Source organism: Streptomyces sp. NPDC001393 (assembly GCF_053597455.1).
In genome coordinates this window covers 65,539-83,314 of the sequence record NZ_JBSFIH010000014.1, presented here as the reverse complement: position 1 = coordinate 83,314, position 17,776 = coordinate 65,539, and the positions used below count along the sequence as shown (strand labels likewise).

20 protein-coding genes are annotated in these 17,776 nt (G+C 71.5%); 7 read left to right on the top strand and 13 right to left on the bottom strand.

Translation table 11 applies throughout. From position 1 onward, the window contains the following. Positions 1 to 38: 38 nt before the first annotated feature. Entirely contained in the window at positions 39 to 887 is an 849-nt protein-coding gene (locus ACWC2T_RS17930; RefSeq protein WP_450671288.1) for a menaquinone biosynthetic enzyme MqnA/MqnD family protein, read from the bottom strand. A 297-nt stretch (positions 888 to 1,184) separates the two neighbouring features. On the opposite strand from ACWC2T_RS17930, the gene ACWC2T_RS17925 reads away from it, so the two are divergent. After that, positions 1,185 to 1,388, top strand: coding sequence for a cold-shock protein (locus ACWC2T_RS17925; RefSeq protein ID WP_004984723.1), 204 nt, complete (start codon positions 1,185 to 1,187; stop codon positions 1,386 to 1,388). A gap of 135 nt (positions 1,389 to 1,523) precedes the next feature. Here the strand turns inward: ACWC2T_RS17925 and ACWC2T_RS17920 are convergent, their stop codons facing one another. After that, on the bottom strand, positions 1,524 to 2,099 hold the full coding sequence (locus tag ACWC2T_RS17920; protein WP_450671287.1) for a helix-turn-helix domain-containing protein: 576 nt from the start codon (positions 2,097 to 2,099) through the stop codon (positions 1,524 to 1,526). A gap of 111 nt (positions 2,100 to 2,210) precedes the next feature. On the opposite strand from ACWC2T_RS17920, the gene ACWC2T_RS17915 reads away from it, so the two are divergent. The 4 genes from ACWC2T_RS17915 to ACWC2T_RS17900 all read left to right on the top strand — a co-directional run bounded on the left by ACWC2T_RS17915 (position 2,211) and on the right by ACWC2T_RS17900 (position 4,457). Next, positions 2,211 to 2,912 (top strand): AzlC family ABC transporter permease, encoded by a 702-nt coding sequence (locus tag ACWC2T_RS17915; RefSeq protein WP_450671286.1) that lies wholly within the window; start codon positions 2,211 to 2,213, stop codon positions 2,910 to 2,912. Beyond that, the gene (locus tag ACWC2T_RS17910; protein ID WP_450671285.1) at positions 2,909 to 3,223 is read left to right on the top strand and encodes an AzlD domain-containing protein; all 315 of its coding nucleotides are present in this window, start codon (positions 2,909 to 2,911) and stop codon (positions 3,221 to 3,223) included. The genes ACWC2T_RS17915 and ACWC2T_RS17910 overlap by 4 nt, the downstream gene beginning before the upstream one ends. Positions 3,224 to 3,292: 69 nt before the next feature. Then, on the top strand, positions 3,293 to 3,970 hold the full coding sequence (locus ACWC2T_RS17905) for a class I SAM-dependent methyltransferase (protein ID WP_450671284.1): 678 nt from the start codon (positions 3,293 to 3,295) through the stop codon (positions 3,968 to 3,970). Between the two features lie 283 nt (positions 3,971 to 4,253). After that, positions 4,254 to 4,457, top strand: a complete 204-nt coding sequence (locus tag ACWC2T_RS17900; RefSeq protein WP_450671283.1) for a hypothetical protein — start codon at positions 4,254 to 4,256, stop codon at positions 4,455 to 4,457. A gap of 122 nt (positions 4,458 to 4,579) precedes the next feature. Here ACWC2T_RS17900 and ACWC2T_RS17895 read toward each other — a convergent pair whose 3' ends face one another. The 5 genes from ACWC2T_RS17895 to ACWC2T_RS17875 all read right to left on the bottom strand — a co-directional run bounded on the left by ACWC2T_RS17895 (position 4,580) and on the right by ACWC2T_RS17875 (position 10,650). Next, on the bottom strand, positions 4,580 to 7,597 hold the full coding sequence (locus ACWC2T_RS17895) for an AfsR/SARP family transcriptional regulator (RefSeq protein WP_450671282.1): 3,018 nt from the start codon (positions 7,595 to 7,597) through the stop codon (positions 4,580 to 4,582). Positions 7,598 to 7,770: 173 nt separating this feature from the next. After that, a complete protein-coding gene (locus ACWC2T_RS17890; protein WP_450671281.1) occupies positions 7,771 to 8,565 on the bottom strand; it encodes an AfsR/SARP family transcriptional regulator in 795 nt (264 codons plus the stop codon). Between the two features lie 75 nt (positions 8,566 to 8,640). Beyond that, a complete protein-coding gene (locus ACWC2T_RS17885; RefSeq protein WP_450671280.1) occupies positions 8,641 to 9,471 on the bottom strand; it encodes a hypothetical protein in 831 nt (276 codons plus the stop codon). Between the two features lie 43 nt (positions 9,472 to 9,514). After that, a complete protein-coding gene (locus ACWC2T_RS17880; RefSeq protein WP_450671279.1) occupies positions 9,515 to 9,799 on the bottom strand; it encodes a DUF397 domain-containing protein in 285 nt (94 codons plus the stop codon). After that, positions 9,796 to 10,650 carry a helix-turn-helix domain-containing protein gene (locus ACWC2T_RS17875; RefSeq protein WP_450671356.1) on the bottom strand — a complete coding sequence of 285 codons (855 nt, stop codon included), beginning with the start codon at positions 10,648 to 10,650 and terminating at the stop codon, positions 9,796 to 9,798. Before ACWC2T_RS17875 ends, ACWC2T_RS17880 begins: the two co-directional genes overlap by 4 nt. Before the next feature lie 105 nt (positions 10,651 to 10,755). Between ACWC2T_RS17875 and ACWC2T_RS17870 the strand changes: the two genes are divergently transcribed. Beyond that, positions 10,756 to 11,250: an ATP-binding protein gene (locus ACWC2T_RS17870; protein ID WP_450671278.1), complete on the top strand. Its 495-nt coding sequence runs from the start codon at positions 10,756 to 10,758 to the stop codon at positions 11,248 to 11,250. Here ACWC2T_RS17870 and ACWC2T_RS17865 read toward each other — a convergent pair. Both ACWC2T_RS17865 and ACWC2T_RS17860 read right to left on the bottom strand, forming a co-directional pair. Further along, on the bottom strand, positions 11,180 to 12,082 hold the full coding sequence (locus ACWC2T_RS17865; RefSeq protein WP_450671277.1) for a LysR family transcriptional regulator: 903 nt from the start codon (positions 12,080 to 12,082) through the stop codon (positions 11,180 to 11,182). The two genes, ACWC2T_RS17870 and ACWC2T_RS17865, sit on opposite strands and share 71 nt — an antisense overlap. 171 nt (positions 12,083 to 12,253) lie before the next feature. Further along, on the bottom strand, positions 12,254 to 14,206 hold the full coding sequence (locus ACWC2T_RS17860; RefSeq protein WP_450671276.1) for an AMP-dependent synthetase/ligase: 1,953 nt from the start codon (positions 14,204 to 14,206) through the stop codon (positions 12,254 to 12,256). A 240-nt stretch (positions 14,207 to 14,446) separates the two neighbouring features. Here ACWC2T_RS17860 and ACWC2T_RS17855 point away from each other — a divergent pair, with 240 nt between their 5' ends. Further along, positions 14,447 to 15,268, top strand: a complete 822-nt coding sequence (locus ACWC2T_RS17855) for a MaoC family dehydratase (protein WP_450671275.1) — start codon at positions 14,447 to 14,449, stop codon at positions 15,266 to 15,268. A 95-nt stretch (positions 15,269 to 15,363) separates the two neighbouring features. On the opposite strand, the gene ACWC2T_RS17850 is transcribed toward ACWC2T_RS17855, so the two are convergent. From ACWC2T_RS17850 to ACWC2T_RS17835, 4 genes are all read right to left on the bottom strand, one after another. Then, positions 15,364 to 16,014: a TetR/AcrR family transcriptional regulator gene (locus ACWC2T_RS17850; RefSeq protein ID WP_450671274.1), complete on the bottom strand. Its 651-nt coding sequence runs from the start codon at positions 16,012 to 16,014 to the stop codon at positions 15,364 to 15,366. Positions 16,015 to 16,024: 10 nt separating this feature from the next. Further along, positions 16,025 to 16,333, bottom strand: coding sequence for a DUF4229 domain-containing protein (locus ACWC2T_RS17845; protein WP_450671355.1), 309 nt, complete (start codon positions 16,331 to 16,333; stop codon positions 16,025 to 16,027). A 100-nt stretch (positions 16,334 to 16,433) separates the two neighbouring features. Next, positions 16,434 to 16,958, bottom strand: coding sequence for an N-acetyltransferase family protein (locus ACWC2T_RS17840; RefSeq protein ID WP_450671273.1), 525 nt, complete (start codon positions 16,956 to 16,958; stop codon positions 16,434 to 16,436). A 16-nt stretch (positions 16,959 to 16,974) separates the two neighbouring features. Continuing rightward, the gene (locus tag ACWC2T_RS17835) at positions 16,975 to 17,634 is read right to left on the bottom strand and encodes a UdgX family uracil-DNA binding protein (RefSeq protein WP_450671272.1); all 660 of its coding nucleotides are present in this window, start codon (positions 17,632 to 17,634) and stop codon (positions 16,975 to 16,977) included. Between the last annotated feature and the right edge of the window lie 142 nt (positions 17,635 to 17,776).

The window sequence follows — 17,776 nt, the reverse complement described above, 5'->3', positions numbered from 1 at the left end:
AGCCCACATCCAGTGGTGAGCAGCCTAGTGACACATGGTCACCGGTGCAGCAGGTCCACCTTCACGTCCGCCGGGAAGCCGGTCGTCGGGCCGATGCGGCGGGCGAACTCGGCGACGGCCTCCAGTTGGGGGCCGCCGAAGCTGAAGTCGAGGGTGGTGAAGTACTGGGCCAGGGTCGCCTCGTCGAAGGCCTCCCAGCGGGCCGCCTGTTCGGCGACCTTGCCGACCTCCTCCAGGGAGAGGTTGCGGGAGGCGAGGAAGGCCTCGTGGACCTGGCGGGTGATGTCCGGCTCGCGGTGCACGTAGTCCCGGCGGGCTGCCCAGACCGCGAAGACGAACGGCAGGCCGGTCCACTCCTTCCAGAGCGTGCCGAGGTCGTGCACCTCCAGGCCGTAGCGGGGGCCGTCGAGCAGGTTCGCGCGCAGCGCCGCGTCGCCGATCAGGACCGCCGCCTCGGCCTCCTGCATCATCAGGCTGAGGTCGGGCGGGCAGGTGTAGTAGTCGGGCCGGACGCCGTAGCGGTCCGCGAGGAGGAGCTGGGCGAGGCGGACCGAGGTGCGGGAGGTCGAGCCGAGGGCGACCCGGCGGCCGTCCAGCTGGTCCAGGGGAACCTGCGAGACGATCACGCAGGACATCACCGGGCCGTCGCAGCCGACGGCGATGTCCGGGAAGGCGACCAGGTCGCCGGCGTTGCGCAGGAACTCGACCAGGGTGACGGGGCCGATGTCGAGGTCGCCGCGCACGAGCTGCTCGCTGAGCTTCTCCGGGGTGTCCTTGGTGAGCTCGAAGTCGAGGAGGGTGCCGGTTCTCGCGAGCCCCCAGTAGAGGGGCAGGCAGTTCAGGAACTGGATGTGGCCGACGCGCGGCCGGGTGCGAGAATTGTCCACATCGCGAGACTAGACCCCGTGCTGTACGGTGCCGTGACCGGCCCCACCGTCGACGCGCCGTCAAATGGCCCAACGGATGTTCAAACCTCCGGGTGACGTGATCTTGACCCCTATTGCTTTCGGCTGCCCGGATGCTAGGCTTGCCGCAAGTTGCAGTTTGGTTTCCCTTGCAGTACAGAGCCTGCGGAGCATGTAACCGCAGGCTCTCGTCGTTTTCAGACGTATGCAGTTGCGCAGCACCGTTTCGCACGTGCAGGTTCTGGAGCAGGGCAACCCTTTTGAGCCCAAGGAGGGCTTATGGCTACCGGAACCGTTAAGTGGTTCAACGCCGAAAAGGGCTTTGGCTTCATCGCCCAGGAGGGCGGCGGCCCCGACGTCTTCGTTCACTACTCCGCGATCAACGCCACCGGCTTCCGCTCCCTCGAGGAGAACCAGCAGGTGAGCTTCGACGTGACGCAGGGCCCGAAGGGTCCGCAGGCGGAGAACGTCACCCCCGTCTGATCACTGCCTGATCGCAGAACCTGAGAGCAGTACCCAAGGAGCCCCGCGCCGTTACGGCGACGGGGCTCCTGCCTTGCCCGCCTTTCCTTCCCGGCCGCCGCCTGCCCGGCCGTTGATGAATTCTGTGCGAATTCTCTACACGTGCTGCATGACGAGGACGAACGTCGTGCCCGGTTCCAGTGCCTCGTACGAGTGCGCCACGTCGCCCCGATAGGTCAGGTAATCGCCGGGACCCAGTTCGATCTCCCGCCCGGCAGGTCCCGCCTTCATCCGGCCCGAGCCGACGATCAGATGCTCGACCGTGCCGGGAATGTGCGGGTCCGACGTCCGGGCCGACCCCGGCTCGGCGCGCAGCCGGTAGATGTCCCGCCGGGCCCCGGGAGGGCTCGCGGACAGCAGGGTGGCCACGTAGTTCGCCTGCGCCGAGCCGACCTCCGGGCCCTCGCCGGCGCGGATCACCTGGACCTGCGGCGCGGACGGCTCGACGAGCGCGCTGAACGGGACCCCCAGCGCGACCGCGAGCGCCCAGAGCGTCTCCACGTTCGGGTTGCCGCTCGCCGCCTCCAGCTGGGAGAGCGTGGACTTCGCGATCCCGGCACGTTTGGCCAGTTCGGACAGGGACAGCCCGGTGCGGGTGCGCTCGCGCTTGAGCGATGCGGCGATCCACTCCAGCGGGAGCCGGGCGGGGGTCCGGGCAGGCGGCTCGGTCATGGTCGTTCGCTCCATCGGTACGATCGTTCGCCTTGACGGACAGGCGCTCTTCGTTCCATTGTAGAAAACATGCGTTCGGTACAGCGAACACCCAATGGCATGCCCAATGGCATGGCCGATGACAGGGCCGATGACAGGGCCGATGACAGGGCTCTGGTGCGGGACAGCGCGCTCGTCTGGCTCGCCAGCGGCATCGTCGGCGTCTCGTTCGGCGCCGTTTCCGTGGCGGGCGGCCTCCCGATGTGGGTGCCGGTGGTGATGTCCCTGGTGGTGTACGCCGGGTCGGCCCAGTTCAGCGCGGTGGGGGTGCTGCTCGCCGGGGGCGGGCCGGTCGCCGCCGCGGCGACGGGGCTACTGCTCAACACCCGTACGGCCGCGTTCGGCCTGGCGGTGGCGGACATCATCGGTACCGGCCGGGCGAGCCGCTTTCTCGGCGCGCATCTGGTCACCGACGAGACGGTCGCCTTCGCCCTCGCCCAGTCCGATCCGGTACGGCAGCGCCGGGCGTTCTGGATCTCCGGGATCGGCCTGTTCGCCGTGTGGAACACCGGGGTGCTGGCGGGCGCGCTCGCCGGGGGTGCGCTGGGGGACACCGCGCGGTACGGACTCGATGCCGCGTTCCCGGCGGTGCTGGTGGCGTTGGTGCTGCCGCAGGTCCGGGCCGATGCGGCGGTACGGCGGTGTGCGCTGGCCGGGGCGGCGGTGGCGCTGGCGGTCACGCCCGCGGTGCCCGCGGGGGTGCCGGTGCTGCTGGCTCTGGCCGGACTCCTTCTGCATCGCCGGGAGCGGGAAACTGTGGAGGCCGCCGTATGAATGCCACCGTCGTGATGATTCTGGCGCTGGCTCTGGGGACTTACGCCTTCCGGCTGGTGGGGCCGGTGTTGCACGGGCGGGTCGAGATACCGGCGCGGGTGCAGGAGTTGGTGTCGGCCGGGGCGGTGGTGCTGTTGGTCGCCCTGCTGGCCACGGGGGCGTTGACCGAGGGCGGGGGATTCGCCGGGTTCGCCCGGTCGGCCGGGGTGCTGGCGGGCGGGGTCCTGGCGTGGTTCAGGGCACCGTTCGTCGTGGTGGTCGTGGGAGCGGCTGCGGTGACCGCGCTGCTGAGGGTGGCCGGGGTTGCCTAGTTCCGCCCACCCGCCCAACCGGGCTTCGCGGGGCGGTGTCGGTGGGGGTCGGTAGGGTCGCGGCTCGTGATGGACACGTCTGACTTTCTTACTGAGACCCGCACCTTCTACGACGCCGTCGCCGAGGACTACGACGCGCAGTTCCGGGACCACCTCCAGGACCAGCCGCTGGAGCGGGCGTTGCTCGGGGCGTTCGCCGAGTCGGTCGGGGCGGGTGGGGTCGTGGCGGACCTCGGCTGTGGTACCGGCGTGGTCACCGCGCACCTCGCCGGGCTCGGGCTGTCGCCCTTCGGGCTCGATCTGTCCGCGTCCATGCTCGCCGTCGCCCGCCGGAACCACCCCGACCTGCGCTTCGCACAGGGCTCCATGCTCGATCTCGCCCTGGCCGACGGCTCCCTCGCGGGCGCCGTCTCCTGGTACTCCAGCATCCACACGCCCGTGGGCGAACTCCCCGCGCTCTTCGCCGAGTTCCACCGTGTGCTCGCCCCTGGCGGGCATCTCCTGCTCGCCTTCCAGGTGGGCGAGCAGCCGCGTCGGCTCGACCGGCCGTGGGGCCACCCCGTCGTGCTGGACTTCCAGCGGCGGCGCCCCGAGCGGATCGCCGAGCTGCTCCGGAACGCCGGGTTCACGTTCACCTCCAGCACCGTGCGCGAGCCGGACCAGCGGCCGGAGCAGCAGGGCGGGAAGGCCGAGGGGGGCCCGGAGCCGATCCCGCAGGCCTTTCTGTTCGCCCGGAAGCCTGTCTGAAAGACACCTGCGAGACGCTCGAGAACTGCTTGAGAACCACTCGAGAGACGCTTGAGAAACGCTTGAATCCGGGAGTACCGGTGGCCTGACCTGCTCGGGGAACCGGTGGGGAAGGCATGGGGATCGGCTCCCAAGAGCATCGGTGGCGTCGTCGGGGAGCAGCCCCGGCGGCCGGATGACGATCCGCACCTGTGATCCGTCACCTCCGATCCGTCACTTCGGATCCGTCTTCAGCGATCCGTCGCTGCCATCCGTCTCTTCCTGGGGGTTCCTCATGCGCTCCATGCACTCCATCGCCTTGCGTACGAAGACGGTTCTGGTCACGCTCACCGGCGCGGGCGTCATCGCGCTCGGCACCGCGGCGGTCGTTCCGGCGGCCGGGGTGCAGGACGAGCTCGCGCGCGTCGCCGCCGGCCTGACCGGGCACCAGGCGCACCCCGGCCCCGCGCTGGCGGACGACCGCGGCCCGTTCAGCGTCACATCCTGATCACACGGCCTCCCGCGGCCGGCCGGCGCAGCGCTGACGGCACCGGCCGGGCTCCCACCCCGCCGGTGCCGTTTCCACGAGGGCCGCCACGTGCCCTGGAGGTCGGGAATGTGCGGGCAGGCCTACAGGCGCCGGCCCGCCTCCGTCACGCCCATCGCGTCGTACAGGGACTCCGCGGCGCGCCGGTGGCGGGACGCCGTCGTACGGTCGCCCAGTGCCTGTGCCGCCTCCGCCATGCCGTGCAGGGCGCGGGCGATCTCGATGCGGTAGCCGAGGCGGGTGGCCAGCTCGTGGGCCCGGCGGTGCAGTTCCATGGCGCGGTCGGCCGCTCCCGCGCGCAGGTGGACCGAGCCGACCACGTTCACCACGGACGACTGGCGCAGCACCGTGCCCCCGGTCGCGACCAGGTCCAGGGCGCGCTCGGCGTGTTCCGCGGCCAGGGACACCTCGCCGAGGCGCTGGCAGACGCGGGCCCAGTGGGCCAGCACGAAGGCGACGTTCCCGGGCTGCCGGGACTCGTCGCACAGTTCGAGCGCCTGGGACAGGCACGCCCGCGCCCGCTCGTCCTCGCCGAGGCCGAGGTGGGCCAGCGCCAGCCAGGACAGCGAGGAGATCTCGTGGTTGTGCTCGCCGAGGCGCCGGTTCAGCTCGGTGGCCCGGGCCGCGAGCACGGCACCTTCGGCGTAGTGGCCCGACCAGGTCTGTACGGTGCTGAGGTTGACCAGCGCCTCCGCCTCCGCCCGGTCCATGCCCAGCTCCCGGTGCAGGGCGATGCCCTGGGCGAGGTAGGCGCGGGCCTCGTCGAAGTCCCCCAGCGCCCCGTGCAGCAGACCGAGCACCTCGATGCTGAAGGCCCGGGTGCGGGGATCGTTGCCGCCGATCAGTTCCAGGGCCTCCCGAGCGACGGTGATGCCGTCGTGGAAGTCGCCCAGCCACCACTGGCCCACAGCCAGGTTGCACAGGCTCAGGCTCAGCAGCACCGGGTCGTCGAGCTGTCGGCAGGCGGTCACCGCGACTCTGTTGACGACCCGGAACTCCTCGTAGTGCCCGCGCAGGTGAAGGTAGAAGAGCACGTTGCGGGCGAGGAACGCGGCGGTTCGGTGCATACCGTGGGTGCCCGCCTGGGCGACGACCGCGAGCAGCGCCTCGTGCTCCCGGTCGAACCAGCGCAGCGCCCGCTCGTCGTCGTCCAGGCGCGGCAGTTCGGCCGCACCCGGTTCGGGTTGGTCGCCGTAGCGGTGGCGACCGGGGAAGAGGACCTCGCAGGCCTGGTCGGTGGCCAGCGTGTAGTACGAGACCAGCCGCTCGACCGCGCCCTGCGCGTCGTCCTCGGCCTCCCGCACGCTCATCGCGTACGTCCGTACCAGGTCGTGGAAGCCGTACAGCCCCGCCTCGTGCTGTTCCAGCAGGTGCGCATCGAGCAGGTCCTCCAGGACGTCCTCGGCGTCACGGGCGTCGGTGCCGAGCAGCGCGGCGGCCGAGTGGACGTCGATGGCGCTGCCGGGGTGCAGGCCGAGCAGCCGGAACGCGGCGCGCTGCTCCTCCTCCATCGCCTGGTACGACAGCCGGAGCGTGGCCTCGACGCTGCGTTCCCCCGCGCTCAGTTCACGCAGCCGCCGGGTCTCGTCGGCGAGCCGGTCGACCAGGTACTGCACGGTCCAGCGGGGCCGGTTGCGCAGCCGGGCGGTGGTGACGCGCAGCGCGAGCGGCAGGCCGCCGCACAGGCCGACCAGCCGGGCTACGGCCCTGGGCTCGGCGGCGGTGCGGTCGGCGCCGAGCATGCGGGTGAGCAGTGTGGCGCTGTCGTCGGCGGAGAGCAGCCCGAGGGAGAGCCACTCGGCGCCGTCGAGGTCGAGCATGCGGACCCGGCCGGTGAGGACGGCCAGGCAGTTCTCGGAGGCGGGCAGCAGGGGCCGTACCTGGGCCGCTCCCGCGGCGTTGTCGAGGACGAGCAGGAGTTTCCGCTGCGCGGAAACGGTTCGCCACAGGGTGGTGCGCCGCTCGAGATCGTCCGGAATGCGTTCGTCGGGGACGCCCAGGGTGCGCAGCAGGGAGTGCAGCACGGCTCCCGGTTCCTGGGCCTTCTCACCGGGGCTGAAGCCGCGCAGGTCGACGAAGAGCTGCCCGTCGGGGTAGTCGGCTGCGAGCAGGTGGGCTGCGTGGACGGCGAGGGCGGTCTTGCCGCTGCCGCCCATGCCGTCCACCCCGATGATCCGGGTGCCCCGGCCCGCCGGGGCCCGGCCCACCTCCAGCAGTCGCCCCAGTTCCTCGTCCCGGCCGGTGAAGTCCGGCAGGTCGTAGGGCAGGGTGCAGGGGGTGGGCTCGGAGTCGGAGGTCCGGTCGAGCGGGGCGGGCAGCAGCAGGGCGGCGCGGTCGGCCATGGACTGCGGCACCCGAGGGGCGACCTCGGGGCTGTCGCGCAGGATGGCCTCGTACAGCCCGGTGAGTTCGACGCCCGGGTCGACGCCCAGCTCCTCCACGAGCAGCGCGCGCACCCTGCCGAACTCCTCCAGCGCCTCCGCCTGCCGGCCGGCCCGGTACAGGGCCAGCATCAGCCGCCCGCGCAGGGTCTCCCGCAGCGGGTGGGCGGTGACCAGCTCCCGCAGCGGGCCGACGAGTTCGGCGGAATGGCCGCGTTCGAGCTGGAGCTCGTAGTACTGCTCGGCGATCGCCATGTGGCGCTCCTCCAGCGCCAGGGAGGCGGCGGAGATCACCCTGCCGCCCGCGCCCGCCATGACCGGCCCGCGCCACAGGTCCAGGCAGGCCCGCAGATGGCCGACCGCCTCCTCGGGCCGGCCGTCCGCCATCGCCTGCCGGGCCTGCCGGGACCACTGGCCGAACTCGTGCAGATCCAGCTGGTGTTCACCGAGGACGGCACGGTATCCGGCGCCGTCCGTGACGATCAGCGAGGAGCCGCCCGCGATGCGGGTGCGCAGGGCCGCGACGGCCTTGCGGACCTGGTGGAAGGCGGTCTGCGGCGGCTCGTCGTCCCAGGCGGCGGCCACCAGCCGGGTCAGCGGAACCATCCGCCCCGGCTCCAGCAACAGGGTGACGAGCACCCGCTCCTGCGTCGGGCTGCCGAGCCGTACCCGGTGCTCGCCGTGCCATCCTTCCAGCGGGCCGAGAATGTTGAACCGCACGACAGGATGGCCCAATGCCGCCGATTCCACGTACCGTTCCCCCCGCTACGTTTCGTCGCCCAGCCCGAGCTGTTCGAGCCAAGCCCAAGGTTGTACCCGAACGGGCAGTGCGTGAAGGCGTCTTCACGGTACCGCCCGAACGCCCCAGGGTACGAGCGGGATGGGCACCGTTTTCAAGCCAGTTGGAGGAGAGCGGAGCGCGTGTCCGGGGCAAGTGCCGGATCGTGGCGGAGTATGGCGCTCTCCACCTGCCGCAGGGCCGGGGACGGCTCGATGCCGAGTTCCGCGTCGAGCCGTCCCCGCATGCGCCGGAAGACGTCGAGGGCGTCGGCCTGCCGGCCCGACCCGTACAGCGCGATCATGAGCTGCTCGCAGAAGCGTTCGCGCAGCGGATGGTTGGTGTGTGCCTCGGCCAGCTCGGCGAGCACGGCCGCGTGGTGGCCGAGCCGCAGCTCGGCGTCGAACCGCAGCTCCATGGCCCGCATCCGGTACTCCTCGTAGCGCGCCCCGGCCAGCTGGCACAGGGTGCCGCCGGGGAAACCGCCGAAGACGGGACCGCGCCACAGCCCGAGGGCCTCGCCGAGCAGGCGGGCGATGAGCGCCGCGTCGTCGGGCGAGGCGGTCTCCGCCTGCCGTACCGCCCCCACGAACTCCGCCGCATCCAGCTCACCGTCGCTGACGACGAGCCGGTACCCGGAGGGATGGATGGTCACCCGGGAGGCCGGCCGGTCCGGCTCCAGCGCGCGTAGCTTGCGGCGCAGCCTGCTGACGTGCGCCTGCAGCGCGTTGGCCTGGTTGTCGGGTAAGGCCTCGCCCCACATCTCCTCGGCCAGACTCTCCCCGGACACCGGCCGACCCTCGCTGACCAGCAGCGTTTGCACCAGGACGCGCTGCAGATCGCCGGAGATCTCCGCGGGCCCGGACACGGTACGGATCTGCAGTGCCCCGAGGATCGAGAACTTCAGCATCTGACTCGGCCTCCTGTCGACGTCGCTGGCGTCGTCGTCCTGATTCCGGCGACGTATCAACAGTGCGGGCGGGCTCTACCGGTTCGTTCCCGATCCGTTCCCGGTGACCAGCGCCGTCAGGGAGCTCACCCGCTGGGCCGCCACCTCGGGCGAGTCGGCGTGTACGACGAGATGCCCGGGGCCCAGGGAGTCCGGCGGCACGACATGGTGCACGTGCGGCAGGACGCCGACCTCGGCGGGCTCCAGCCGCCATGGCGGGTTCAGCACGGCGGCCGCCGCGTACCGGCCCGGCCGGACCGCGTCCACCAGCCGCCCGGCCAGCACCTCCATGGCCCCCGCCGCCAGATCGAAACCACCCGCCACCTTGAACAGCTCCGGCACCGGATCTCCGGCCAGCCCGGCCCGGCACCCGGTGATCACCGGCCCGCGTGGGGTCAGTACGACGCTCGTGTGCGCGGGCCCGTACTGGTACCCGGTCAGGTCCAGCAGCGCGGTCACCACGGCGCGCACCTCGGCCGCCGTGTCCTCCGTCAGCGGGGCGGGGTGCAGCAGCCCGTACGGCATCCGGGCCGTGATCCCCACGGCCTGGTGCATACCGTGCACGCTCAGCGTCTCCACGCTCAGCCGCGTGGTGCCCGCGGCGGGCTCGGCGTCGTCCGGCGAGAGCCGGTTGTCGCGCACCAGCCGCTGGACGGCCGCCGGGTCCGCGAGCAGCCGCAGCGAACGGGCCGAGTTGACGAACAACCCGGCCGTGGCGGCGTCCTTGAGCACCGGCCGCAGCGCCCGCTCGTCGAGCGGGTCGGCCTGGGCGGAGCGCACTTGGACGCCGGCCCGCGCGGCCTCGTCGAGGAGACGCTGGTCCGGGTTCAGCAGGAAGATCCGGCGGACGTCGTTGTCTTCTTTCATGCCTCTGCTCGGGGGGTGGAGTCGGCGAGGGTGGAAGGGCAGGTTACGAGTGGGTGTTACCGATCCGGTCCCAGCCGGGTCCCGACTTCCCCTCCGCCGTGAGGAAAGCCGTCCATGTGGCGGGGGCGACGGTGAGGTGGGGGGCGGTGGGGGGTTGTTTCGAGTCGCGGATGTGGATGGCGGCGGGGTGTGTGGCTACTTCGAGGCAGTCGCCGCCCTCACCGCTGCTGTACGTCGACTTGCGCCAGTTGTAAGCGAGTTCGACGCAATCGCCGCCCTCACCGTCGCTGTAGCTGGACTTGAACCAGGCTAGGTTCTCGGTGTTCATAGATCCTCCAGCTTCTTTGCGATCAGAGACCGGGACTCCATGGGGCTGAGTGCCATTGCGCGCATGATCCCATAGCGGTCGGCGATCTTCCGGACCTCCTCTCGGTCGGTGATGAGCTGCGGGAACCCTTGCGCCTCGACGTACGCCACCTGGCTGTGCCCCTTGGGTACCAGAAGGTTGAACGCACTTCCGAGGTTGGGGTGTTCCTCAGTTTGCGTCGGCATCACCTGGATCTCTACGTTCTGCATACTGCTGAGGCTGAGCAGGTGACGGAGCTGCTCCGCGTGGACGCGCCGCCCTCCGATCGGCCGGTCGAGCACAACCTCTTCGAGGATGTAGCTCACGATGGGCCGGGGCCACCGCTGGAAGACCTGTTGGCGCGAGAGACGGTCAGCCACCCGCTTCTCGATGGTCTCCTCGTCGAGAAACGGTCGCCGCTTGGCGAACACGGCCCGTGCGTGCTCCTTGGTCTGAAGCAGGCCCTGCACGGCGTGGTTGTTGTAATGGTGCAGCTCGACCGCTTCCGCCTCCATCGCCGCGTAACTCCGATACCACTCCGGATGCCGCGTCCGCGCCCTGCTCATCGCCTCCTCGACCTGTGGGATGACCTCGATGAACAGCCCCTCGGCGTTGAGGAGTTCGTCCGCCTGTTTCAGGAACTCGGGCCTCGGCGTCCGTACCCCTCGTTCCATGGCCGAGATCTGGTCGGGGCCGTACCCCACCAGGCCGCCGAACTCCCGCTGACTGAGCCCCGCCCGCTCCCTCAGCAACTTCAGCTGCTTGCCCAGTACGACGAAGACTGCCGCCGACCCGTTGGCCTCCGCGGGCGTCTCCGGCCTCCGCTCCTCCACCGTCACCTCCGACACTCGTACTGCACGCGAACGTACCCGTACGACTACGCACAGTCGCCGGTTCTCCCCTGGTCAGCGTAGGGAGAACCGACCACTCTCGGTGACGTGAATCTGGAAATCTCCACCCCCACAACCGAGGCCACCGAACTCGTCCAACGCCTCAGCGCCACCCCACTCGGCGCCCGGCTGGCCCGGCGGCTCGCCTCCACCCAGCTCGTCACCTGGGGATACCCGTACGACAGCGACCAGAACTGCACCGCTCAACTCCTCGTCGCCGAACTGGCCGCCAACGCCGTCACCCACGGTCGTGTACCCGGCCGGGACTTCGAGCTGCGGCTGCGGCTGCTCCCCGGGAGGGACACCTTGCGTGTCGAGGTCAGTGACGCCCGGGGCGACAGGGAACTGCGGTTCCTGGACGGCGGCGAGGAGGACGAGCACGGACGCGGACTCGTGGTCGTGTTCGTGCTGTCGAGCCGGTGGGGCGTGACGCAGCGCGCCGTGGGCAAGACGGTGTGGGCCGAACTCCCGCTCAGCCCGCGGCAGCGACCCCGCCCCGGAACTCCGCCACCGTGTGGGCGAAGGCCCGGGCCGGAGGGCTGAGGGAGTCCCAGCGGCGGACGGCCCAGCCGACGGGCAGGGGGCGCAGTCCGGTCAGCGGGACGAGCCGCAGCTCGCCCACTCCCGGCACCGGGAGGCCCGGTACGGCGGGGACGACCGCCCGGCCCACCCCCAGCTCGGCCAGCAGCAGCGCCGTGTCCCAGTCGGCGACGCTCGTGTCGTAGGTGAAGCGGACGCCCAGTTCGGCGCAGGCCGCGTCGAGGTGGGAGGCGGAGGTGGAGTTCGGGGGGAGCCGGATGAGCCGGACGTCGCACAGTTCGGCGGGGTCGAGATCCTGCCGTTCGGCGAGGGGGTCGTCGGCGCGGAGGGCGAGCAGCCAGGGCAGTTCCGCGACCGTGCGCTGCTCGATGCCGCGCACCCGGGGGCCGACGGTGATCCATGCCAGGTCGAGGGTGCCGTCGGCCAGGGCGTCGAAGGTGCCGCGCCCCGAACTGACCGTGCGGAACTCCAGGTTGACCCTGGGGTGACGGCGGCGGAAGGCGACCACCGCGTCGGACATGAAGTGCCGGACGGTGGTGGCGCCGGTGGCGACGCGGACGTGTCCGCTGTGGCCGTCGACGAGATCGCGCAGCTGCCGTACGGCGAGGTCGAGGCCGGATATGCCCTCGGCCGCCGCCGCTTCCAGGATCCGGCCGGCCTGCGTGGGGACCACGCCCCGCGGCTGGCGTTCCAGCAGCGCGACCCCGGTCTCCTTCTCCAGCCGCTTCACGTGCTGGCTGACGGCGGACTGGGTGCAGCCGAGGTCCCGGGCGACGGAACTGAGGCTGCCGGCGCGGCACACGGCCACGAACACGCGGAGGTCGTCGAGTGTCACAACTCCCAAGTTAACACTTGGGGTTGGTGAGGAAACCCAAGGATTGACTGGAATCAGGGGCCGTACGAGGATCAGAACCGGGACACGGCCGGACCCGGGCGGCAACCCGCTTCGCGCGCGAGGAGCGGGTGCCGACCCTCACGGAGACTCGCGGCGACTCAGGAGACCTCCTCAGGGGCCGGTGGCGGGGCCGTACAGGCCCTCCACCTCGCTCGCGAAGTCGGCCATGATCTGCTCGCGGCGCAGTTTCATCGACGGGGTCAGATGGCCGGCCTCCTCGGTGAAGTCCACGGGCAGCACGGCGAAGCGGCGGATGGACTCGGGGCGGGAGACCAGCTTGTTGGCCTCGTCCATCGCGCGCTGCAGGACCGCCTCCAACTCCGGGTCGCCGACCAGTAGTTCCGGCGGCACCGGGTGCTTGCCGATCATCTGCCGCCAGTGGGTGATGCCGTCGATGTCGAGGGTGATCAGCGCGGCCACGTACGGGCGGGCGTCACCGACCAGCATCACCTGGGAGATCAACGGGTGCTGGCGCAGCCAGTTCTCCAGCGGGGCGGGGGCGATGGACTTGCCGCCCGCCGTGATCAGCAGCTCCTTCTTGCGGCCGGTGATGGTGAGATAACCCTCGTCGTCGAGCTCGCCGAGGTCGCCGGTGGCGAGCCAGCCGTCCCTCGTCGCGGGGACGACTCCGCCGGCCTGCGGGTCCCAGTAGCCGCGCAGGACGTGGTCGCCGGCGACGAGGATCTCGCCGTCGGCGGCGATGCGGACGCGGGTGCCGGGCATCGGCCAGCCGACCGTGCCCAGGCGGGGCTTGAGGGGTGGGGTGACGGTGGTGGCGCCGGTGGTCTCGGTCAGGCCGTAGCCCTCGAAGATCTCGATGCCGGCTCCGGCGTAGAAGGCGGCCAGGCGCCGGCCGAGCGGGGAGCCGCCGCAGATGGCGTACCGGACGCGCCCGCCCATGGCGGCCCGGAGCTTGCGGTAGACCAGCGGGTCGTGGAAGGCGCGGGCGGTCTTCAGGGCGCGGCTCGGGCCGCCGCCGGTGCCGGTCTGCCGGGCCTCCAGTGCCTCGCCGTAGCGGACGGCGACCGCCGCGGCCCGGTCGAAGGCCGGGCTCCGGCCGCCCGATTCGGCCTTCGCGCGGGCCGAGTTGTAGACCTTCTCCAGCATGTAGGGAATGGTCAGCAGGCAGGTCGGCTTGAAGGCGGCGAGGTCCGGGAGCAGGTCCTCGGCGGCCAGGCTCGGCGCGTGGCCGAGGCGGACGCGGGCCCGGACGCAGGCGATGGCCACCATGCGCCCGAAGACATGGGACATCGGCAGGAAGAGGAGGACCGACGGCTCCTCGTCCTGGGCCTTGAAGACCGGGTGGAGCAGCTCGATGGCGTTGTCGACCTCGGCGAAGAAGTTGCCGTGCGAGAGGGCGCAGCCCTTGGGGCGGCCGGTGGTGCCCGAGGTGTAGATGAGTGTGGCGAGGGTGTCGGGACCCAGCATGCCGCGCCGTACGGCGACCTCCCCGTCCGGAACCTGCACACCGGCCTCGGCGAGCCGCGTCACGTGCTCCTTCTCCATCACCCACAGGTGGCGCAGATCGGGCAGGTGCTGGAGTTCGGGGCCGATGGCGGAGGCCTGGGCGGCGGTCTCGGTGATCAGGGCGACCGCGCCGGAGTCGTGCAGGATCCACCGGGTCTGGAAGACGGAGGAGGTCGGGTAGACCGGCACGGTGACCAGGCCCGCGGCCCAGGCGGCGAAGTCGAGGAGCGTCCACTCGTACGTCGTACGGGCCATGACGGCGATCCGGTCGCCCGGCACCAGGCCCTCCGCGATCAGCCCCTTGGCCACGGCCAGGACCTGTTCGGCGAAGTGCGCGGCCGTCATGTCCGCCCAGCGGCCGTCCGGCAGTTTGCGGCTGAGCACCGTCCGGGCGGGCGCGGTCTCGGCGTTGTCGAACGGCAGGTCCGCGAGGGAGCCGTGTTTCACCGGGGGCGCGAACGGCGGTACGGAAACCTCCCGAACGGCGCCGTCCAGGCGCTGGACCCAGGGCTCCACGAGGACCGGGCGGCCGTCGTAGTCGATCGCGGAGACGGGGGTGCCGGAGGAGACGGGGGTGCTCGGGAAGGGGGTGGACACGGGCGGCTCCTCTGGCGTGCGTGTACCTGCGGCGCCTTGGCGGAAAGGGGTTACCGCAGGTTAGGGAGGCGATCGTACGGGTCGGCCGTGAGGGGATTGTGCGGGTTCGGGGATGGTCCGGAGCCAGGGGTGTGCAGCCTCGGGGGTTATGTGACAGCGGCTCACATTTGAGCTGCACCTCCCCTGTGACGTAGCATTACCGGCGGTAACTTACTCCAGAGTAAGCGGTGGGGGCAGGACATGACGGACCACGGTCTCGGCTTGCTACTGGTACGTGGCGCGCTGCGCGCCCCGTTCAAACGGCCCTCCCCCGAGCGCGACTTCCCACGCTCCCCGCTGGTGCGGCCCGTCCCCCGGATCGACCTGGCACGGCTGGCCGCATACGAGCGCGTCTGCGGCTTCCCCACCGGCGACAGCGCCCTGCCCGTCACCTATCCGCACGTCCTCGGCTTCCCCCTGGCCCTGCGACTGATGAGCGACCGGGCCTTCCCCCTGCCGCTGCCGGGGCTGGTCCACACCTCGATCGAGATCGTCCGGCACGCGCCCCTCCTGGCGAGCGGGAGCTATGAACTCGCCGTGCACGTCGAGGGGTTGGCTTCCCACCGGCGCGGCACCGAGGCCACGGTGGCCACCGTGATGCGGGCCGAGGGTGGTGTCGTATGGGAGTCGCGGAGCACGTACCTCGCGCGGCACGCGCGGCACCCTGCCGAGGGGCCCGCCGAACCCCGCGAAGCGCGGCCCGCCCCGCTGCCCGTCGTCGCCGAGTGGCGGCTCGCCGGGGACATCGGGCGGCGGTACGGCGCCGTCTCCGGCGACCGCAACCCCATCCATCTGCACCCGTTCACCGCCCGCCTCTTCGGCTTCCCCCGGGCCATCGCGCACGGCATGTGGACGGTGGCCCGCTGTCTGGCGGCGGGGGGCTCCGGCGGGACGCGGGTGAGCGTTCGGTTCCTGGCGCCGGTGTTGCTGCCGGGGGTGGTGGCCTATGGGGCGGACGGGTCCGGTCGGTTCGAGCTGCGGGGCGACGGGGGGCGACTGCACCTGGTCGGGGAAGTGAGCTAGGCGCCGCAGGCTGCATCGCCGTTGCCGGGTGCGGGCCGTGATGGGTTACTCGCGCCCACGCGGCGGAGCCGCATATCGATACAGCCCCGCGCCCCTCAGGTTTCTTCAGCCGGCGGTGCCCATGAGGTGCCCCGCATCAGATTGCCCAGGCCCGACCAGGCGAAGTTCATCAAGGTCGTCGCCGCCTGGCGGGCCGTGACGCCAGGTGTGGTGTTGGCCCACGCGGCCAGTGACTCCGCCGCGCCCACCAGTGCCTCCGCCAGGCCCGCGACCTCGCGCTCCGGCAGGTCGGGGTCCCTGTGGGCCTCCCTCGCCGCGATCGCGACCAGGCGGGTCACGAAGGCGACCATCTCCTTGCGCATCGCGGCGACCTCGGTCGCGAAGGGTTCGCCGTGGGTGCGGGCCTGGAGGTGGAGCACGGACCAGGCGTCGGGGTGCTCGGCGGTGTGGGCGAAGAACGCCCGCAGGCCGTCCCAGAGCCGGCGGTCGGCGGGCAGATCCGTGCGCACGCCGAGGCGGACGGCCTCGGTGAGCGCGGTGGCCTCGCGGCGGATGCAGGCCGTGAAGAGGTCTTCCTTGGAGTTCAGGTACAGGTAGACCAACGGCTTGGAGACACCGGCGAGTTCGGCTATCTCGTCCATGGAGGCGGCCATGTAGCCGCGTTGCCCGAAAACGCGTACGGCGGCGTCGAGCATCTGCTGCTCCCGCACCGCACGCGGCATGCGCTTGGTCTTCGCCCCACCCATGAGGGCAAGACTAATTGGACGCGGCCGCCTCGCCCTGCGCCCTCGCGGTGTCGTCCGCGCCGTCCTCCTGGCTGCGGTTGGCCTCCAGGTTGGCCTTCATCCGGTCGACCTTGGTCACGATCTGCACCGAGGCCCGGTCCCGCTCCTTGCGCAGCACCACCCAGCTGATGGGCGCCGACAGGATCAGCGCGAGCAGCAGCACCCACAGGCCGTTGGAGGCGCCGAAGCCGCGCGGGAAGATGCCGGAGTAGACGGCTCCCCAGACGACCACGAGGCAGCCGGCGAAGATGCCGAGGCGCATCAGCGTGTAGCGGAGCATCTCAATCCACTCGTCCGATTCCAAAAGGGGTCATCGTCCAGTGAAGCACGGACGAGCAGGGATCTTGCAGCGGGGTCGGCGGGATCAGGGGGCGGTGGGATCAGTGGAGGGGGAGCAGCATGATGATGTCGTCGCGGTCGTCGCCGGGCGCCACCCGGATGGCGCCCGGCACCCGGCCGACCTCCTTGTAGCCGCAGGAGCCGTAGAACCGCTCCAGGCCGAGGCCGCCCCGGCAGGTCAGCCGGATCGCCTCGACCCCCTGGAAGGTGCGGGCCGCGTCCGCGGCGGCCGCCAGCAGGTCACGGCCGTACCCCTGGCCCTGGTGCCCGGGGTGGACCATCACCGTGTACAGCCACACCCAGTGCGTCTGGAGCCGGTGCGTGTTGAAGGCGAAGAAGGCGGTCGCGGCCGGGGCGCCCGTCTCGTCGCAGCCGACGAGCAGCCGGTGGCGCCCCTCGGCCATGCCCACGAAGTGCTTCACGAGTTCCGGCCGGACGTCCTCCCGGCTCACCGGCGGCACGAAGCCCACGGCGCCGCCCGCGTTGGAGACCTCCGTCCACAGGTCGAGGATGCCGTCGCGCAGGGCCGGGGTGATGGCGGGGTCCAACGTGAAAGTAAGTGGCATGCGAGCAGTTTAGCTATTACCCGAGGGCGTGCGCAGCCACTTTGAGATCAGCGACGAGCCCTTGGTACGCGGCCTTCCTGTCCTCCTCGTCCTGCGCCCGCAGCACCGAGGACGGGTGCACGGTCGGCACCAGCCGCTCGGGGCGTCCGTGGATCTCCCGCTCCAGGACGGTCCCGCGCACCTCCCCCACCCGGAACGACGACCCCAGCAGCGCCTTCCCGGCCGTCGCGCCCAGCACCACGATCAGCTCCGGCTCGACCAGCGCCAGCTCCGCCGCGAGCCAGGGTCCGCAGGCGGCCATCTCCCTGAGGCTCGGCGCCTTGTGGATCCGGCGCTTACGGGGCTCGGCCCGGGTGAACTTGAAGTGTTTGACCGCGTTGGTGACGTACGCGTCCGCCGGGTCCAGGCCGGCTTCCGCCAGGGCGCGGTCGAGGAGCTTGCCGGCGGGGCCCACGAACGGCTTGCCCTGCCGGTCCTCCTGGTCGCCGGGCTGCTCGCCGACGAGCATCACGCGCGCGTGCGGGTTTCCGGCGCCGAACACCGTCTGCGTGGCGTTCTCGTGCAGCGGACAACCACGGCAGCCGGCGGCGGCTTCGCGCAGGCCGGTGAGACTGGCACCCTCCGGCACGAAGGGCTCCGCCGTGTAGGCGTCCTCGGGGGCGTTTGTGACGGCCATGTCCGCCGGGTACCCGGTGTAGGGCGCGGCGAACGAAGGGGGTGGTTTCGGCCGTCGCCCGGCTGCGGCTGCGCCGTGGCTTGTCGCGCCCACGCGGCGGAGCCGCACATTGACACAGCCCCGCGCCCCTTACGTCGGGACA

Coding starts and splice junctions, on each gene's coding strand:
- ACWC2T_RS17925 (WP_004984723.1), top strand. CDS start 1,185: ATGGCTACCGGAACCGTTAAGTGGTTCAACGCCGAAAAGGGCTTTGGC.
- ACWC2T_RS17920 (WP_450671287.1), bottom strand. CDS start 2,099: ATGACCGAGCCGCCTGCCCGGACCCCCGCCCGGCTCCCGCTGGAGTGG.
- ACWC2T_RS17915 (WP_450671286.1), top strand. CDS start 2,211: ATGGCCGATGACAGGGCCGATGACAGGGCCGATGACAGGGCTCTGGTG.
- ACWC2T_RS17910 (WP_450671285.1), top strand. CDS start 2,909: ATGAATGCCACCGTCGTGATGATTCTGGCGCTGGCTCTGGGGACTTAC.
- ACWC2T_RS17905 (WP_450671284.1), top strand. CDS start 3,293: ATGGACACGTCTGACTTTCTTACTGAGACCCGCACCTTCTACGACGCC.
- ACWC2T_RS17900 (WP_450671283.1), top strand. CDS start 4,254: ATGCACTCCATCGCCTTGCGTACGAAGACGGTTCTGGTCACGCTCACC.
- ACWC2T_RS17890 (WP_450671281.1), bottom strand. CDS start 8,565: ATGCTGAAGTTCTCGATCCTCGGGGCACTGCAGATCCGTACCGTGTCC.
- ACWC2T_RS17885 (WP_450671280.1), bottom strand. CDS start 9,471: ATGAAAGAAGACAACGACGTCCGCCGGATCTTCCTGCTGAACCCGGAC.
- ACWC2T_RS17880 (WP_450671279.1), bottom strand. CDS start 9,799: ATGAACACCGAGAACCTAGCCTGGTTCAAGTCCAGCTACAGCGACGGT.
- ACWC2T_RS17855 (WP_450671275.1), top strand. CDS start 14,447: ATGACGGACCACGGTCTCGGCTTGCTACTGGTACGTGGCGCGCTGCGC.
- ACWC2T_RS17850 (WP_450671274.1), bottom strand. CDS start 16,014: ATGGGTGGGGCGAAGACCAAGCGCATGCCGCGTGCGGTGCGGGAGCAG.
- ACWC2T_RS17845 (WP_450671355.1), bottom strand. CDS start 16,333: ATGCTCCGCTACACGCTGATGCGCCTCGGCATCTTCGCCGGCTGCCTC.
- ACWC2T_RS17840 (WP_450671273.1), bottom strand. CDS start 16,958: ATGCCACTTACTTTCACGTTGGACCCCGCCATCACCCCGGCCCTGCGC.
- ACWC2T_RS17835 (WP_450671272.1), bottom strand. CDS start 17,634: ATGGCCGTCACAAACGCCCCCGAGGACGCCTACACGGCGGAGCCCTTC.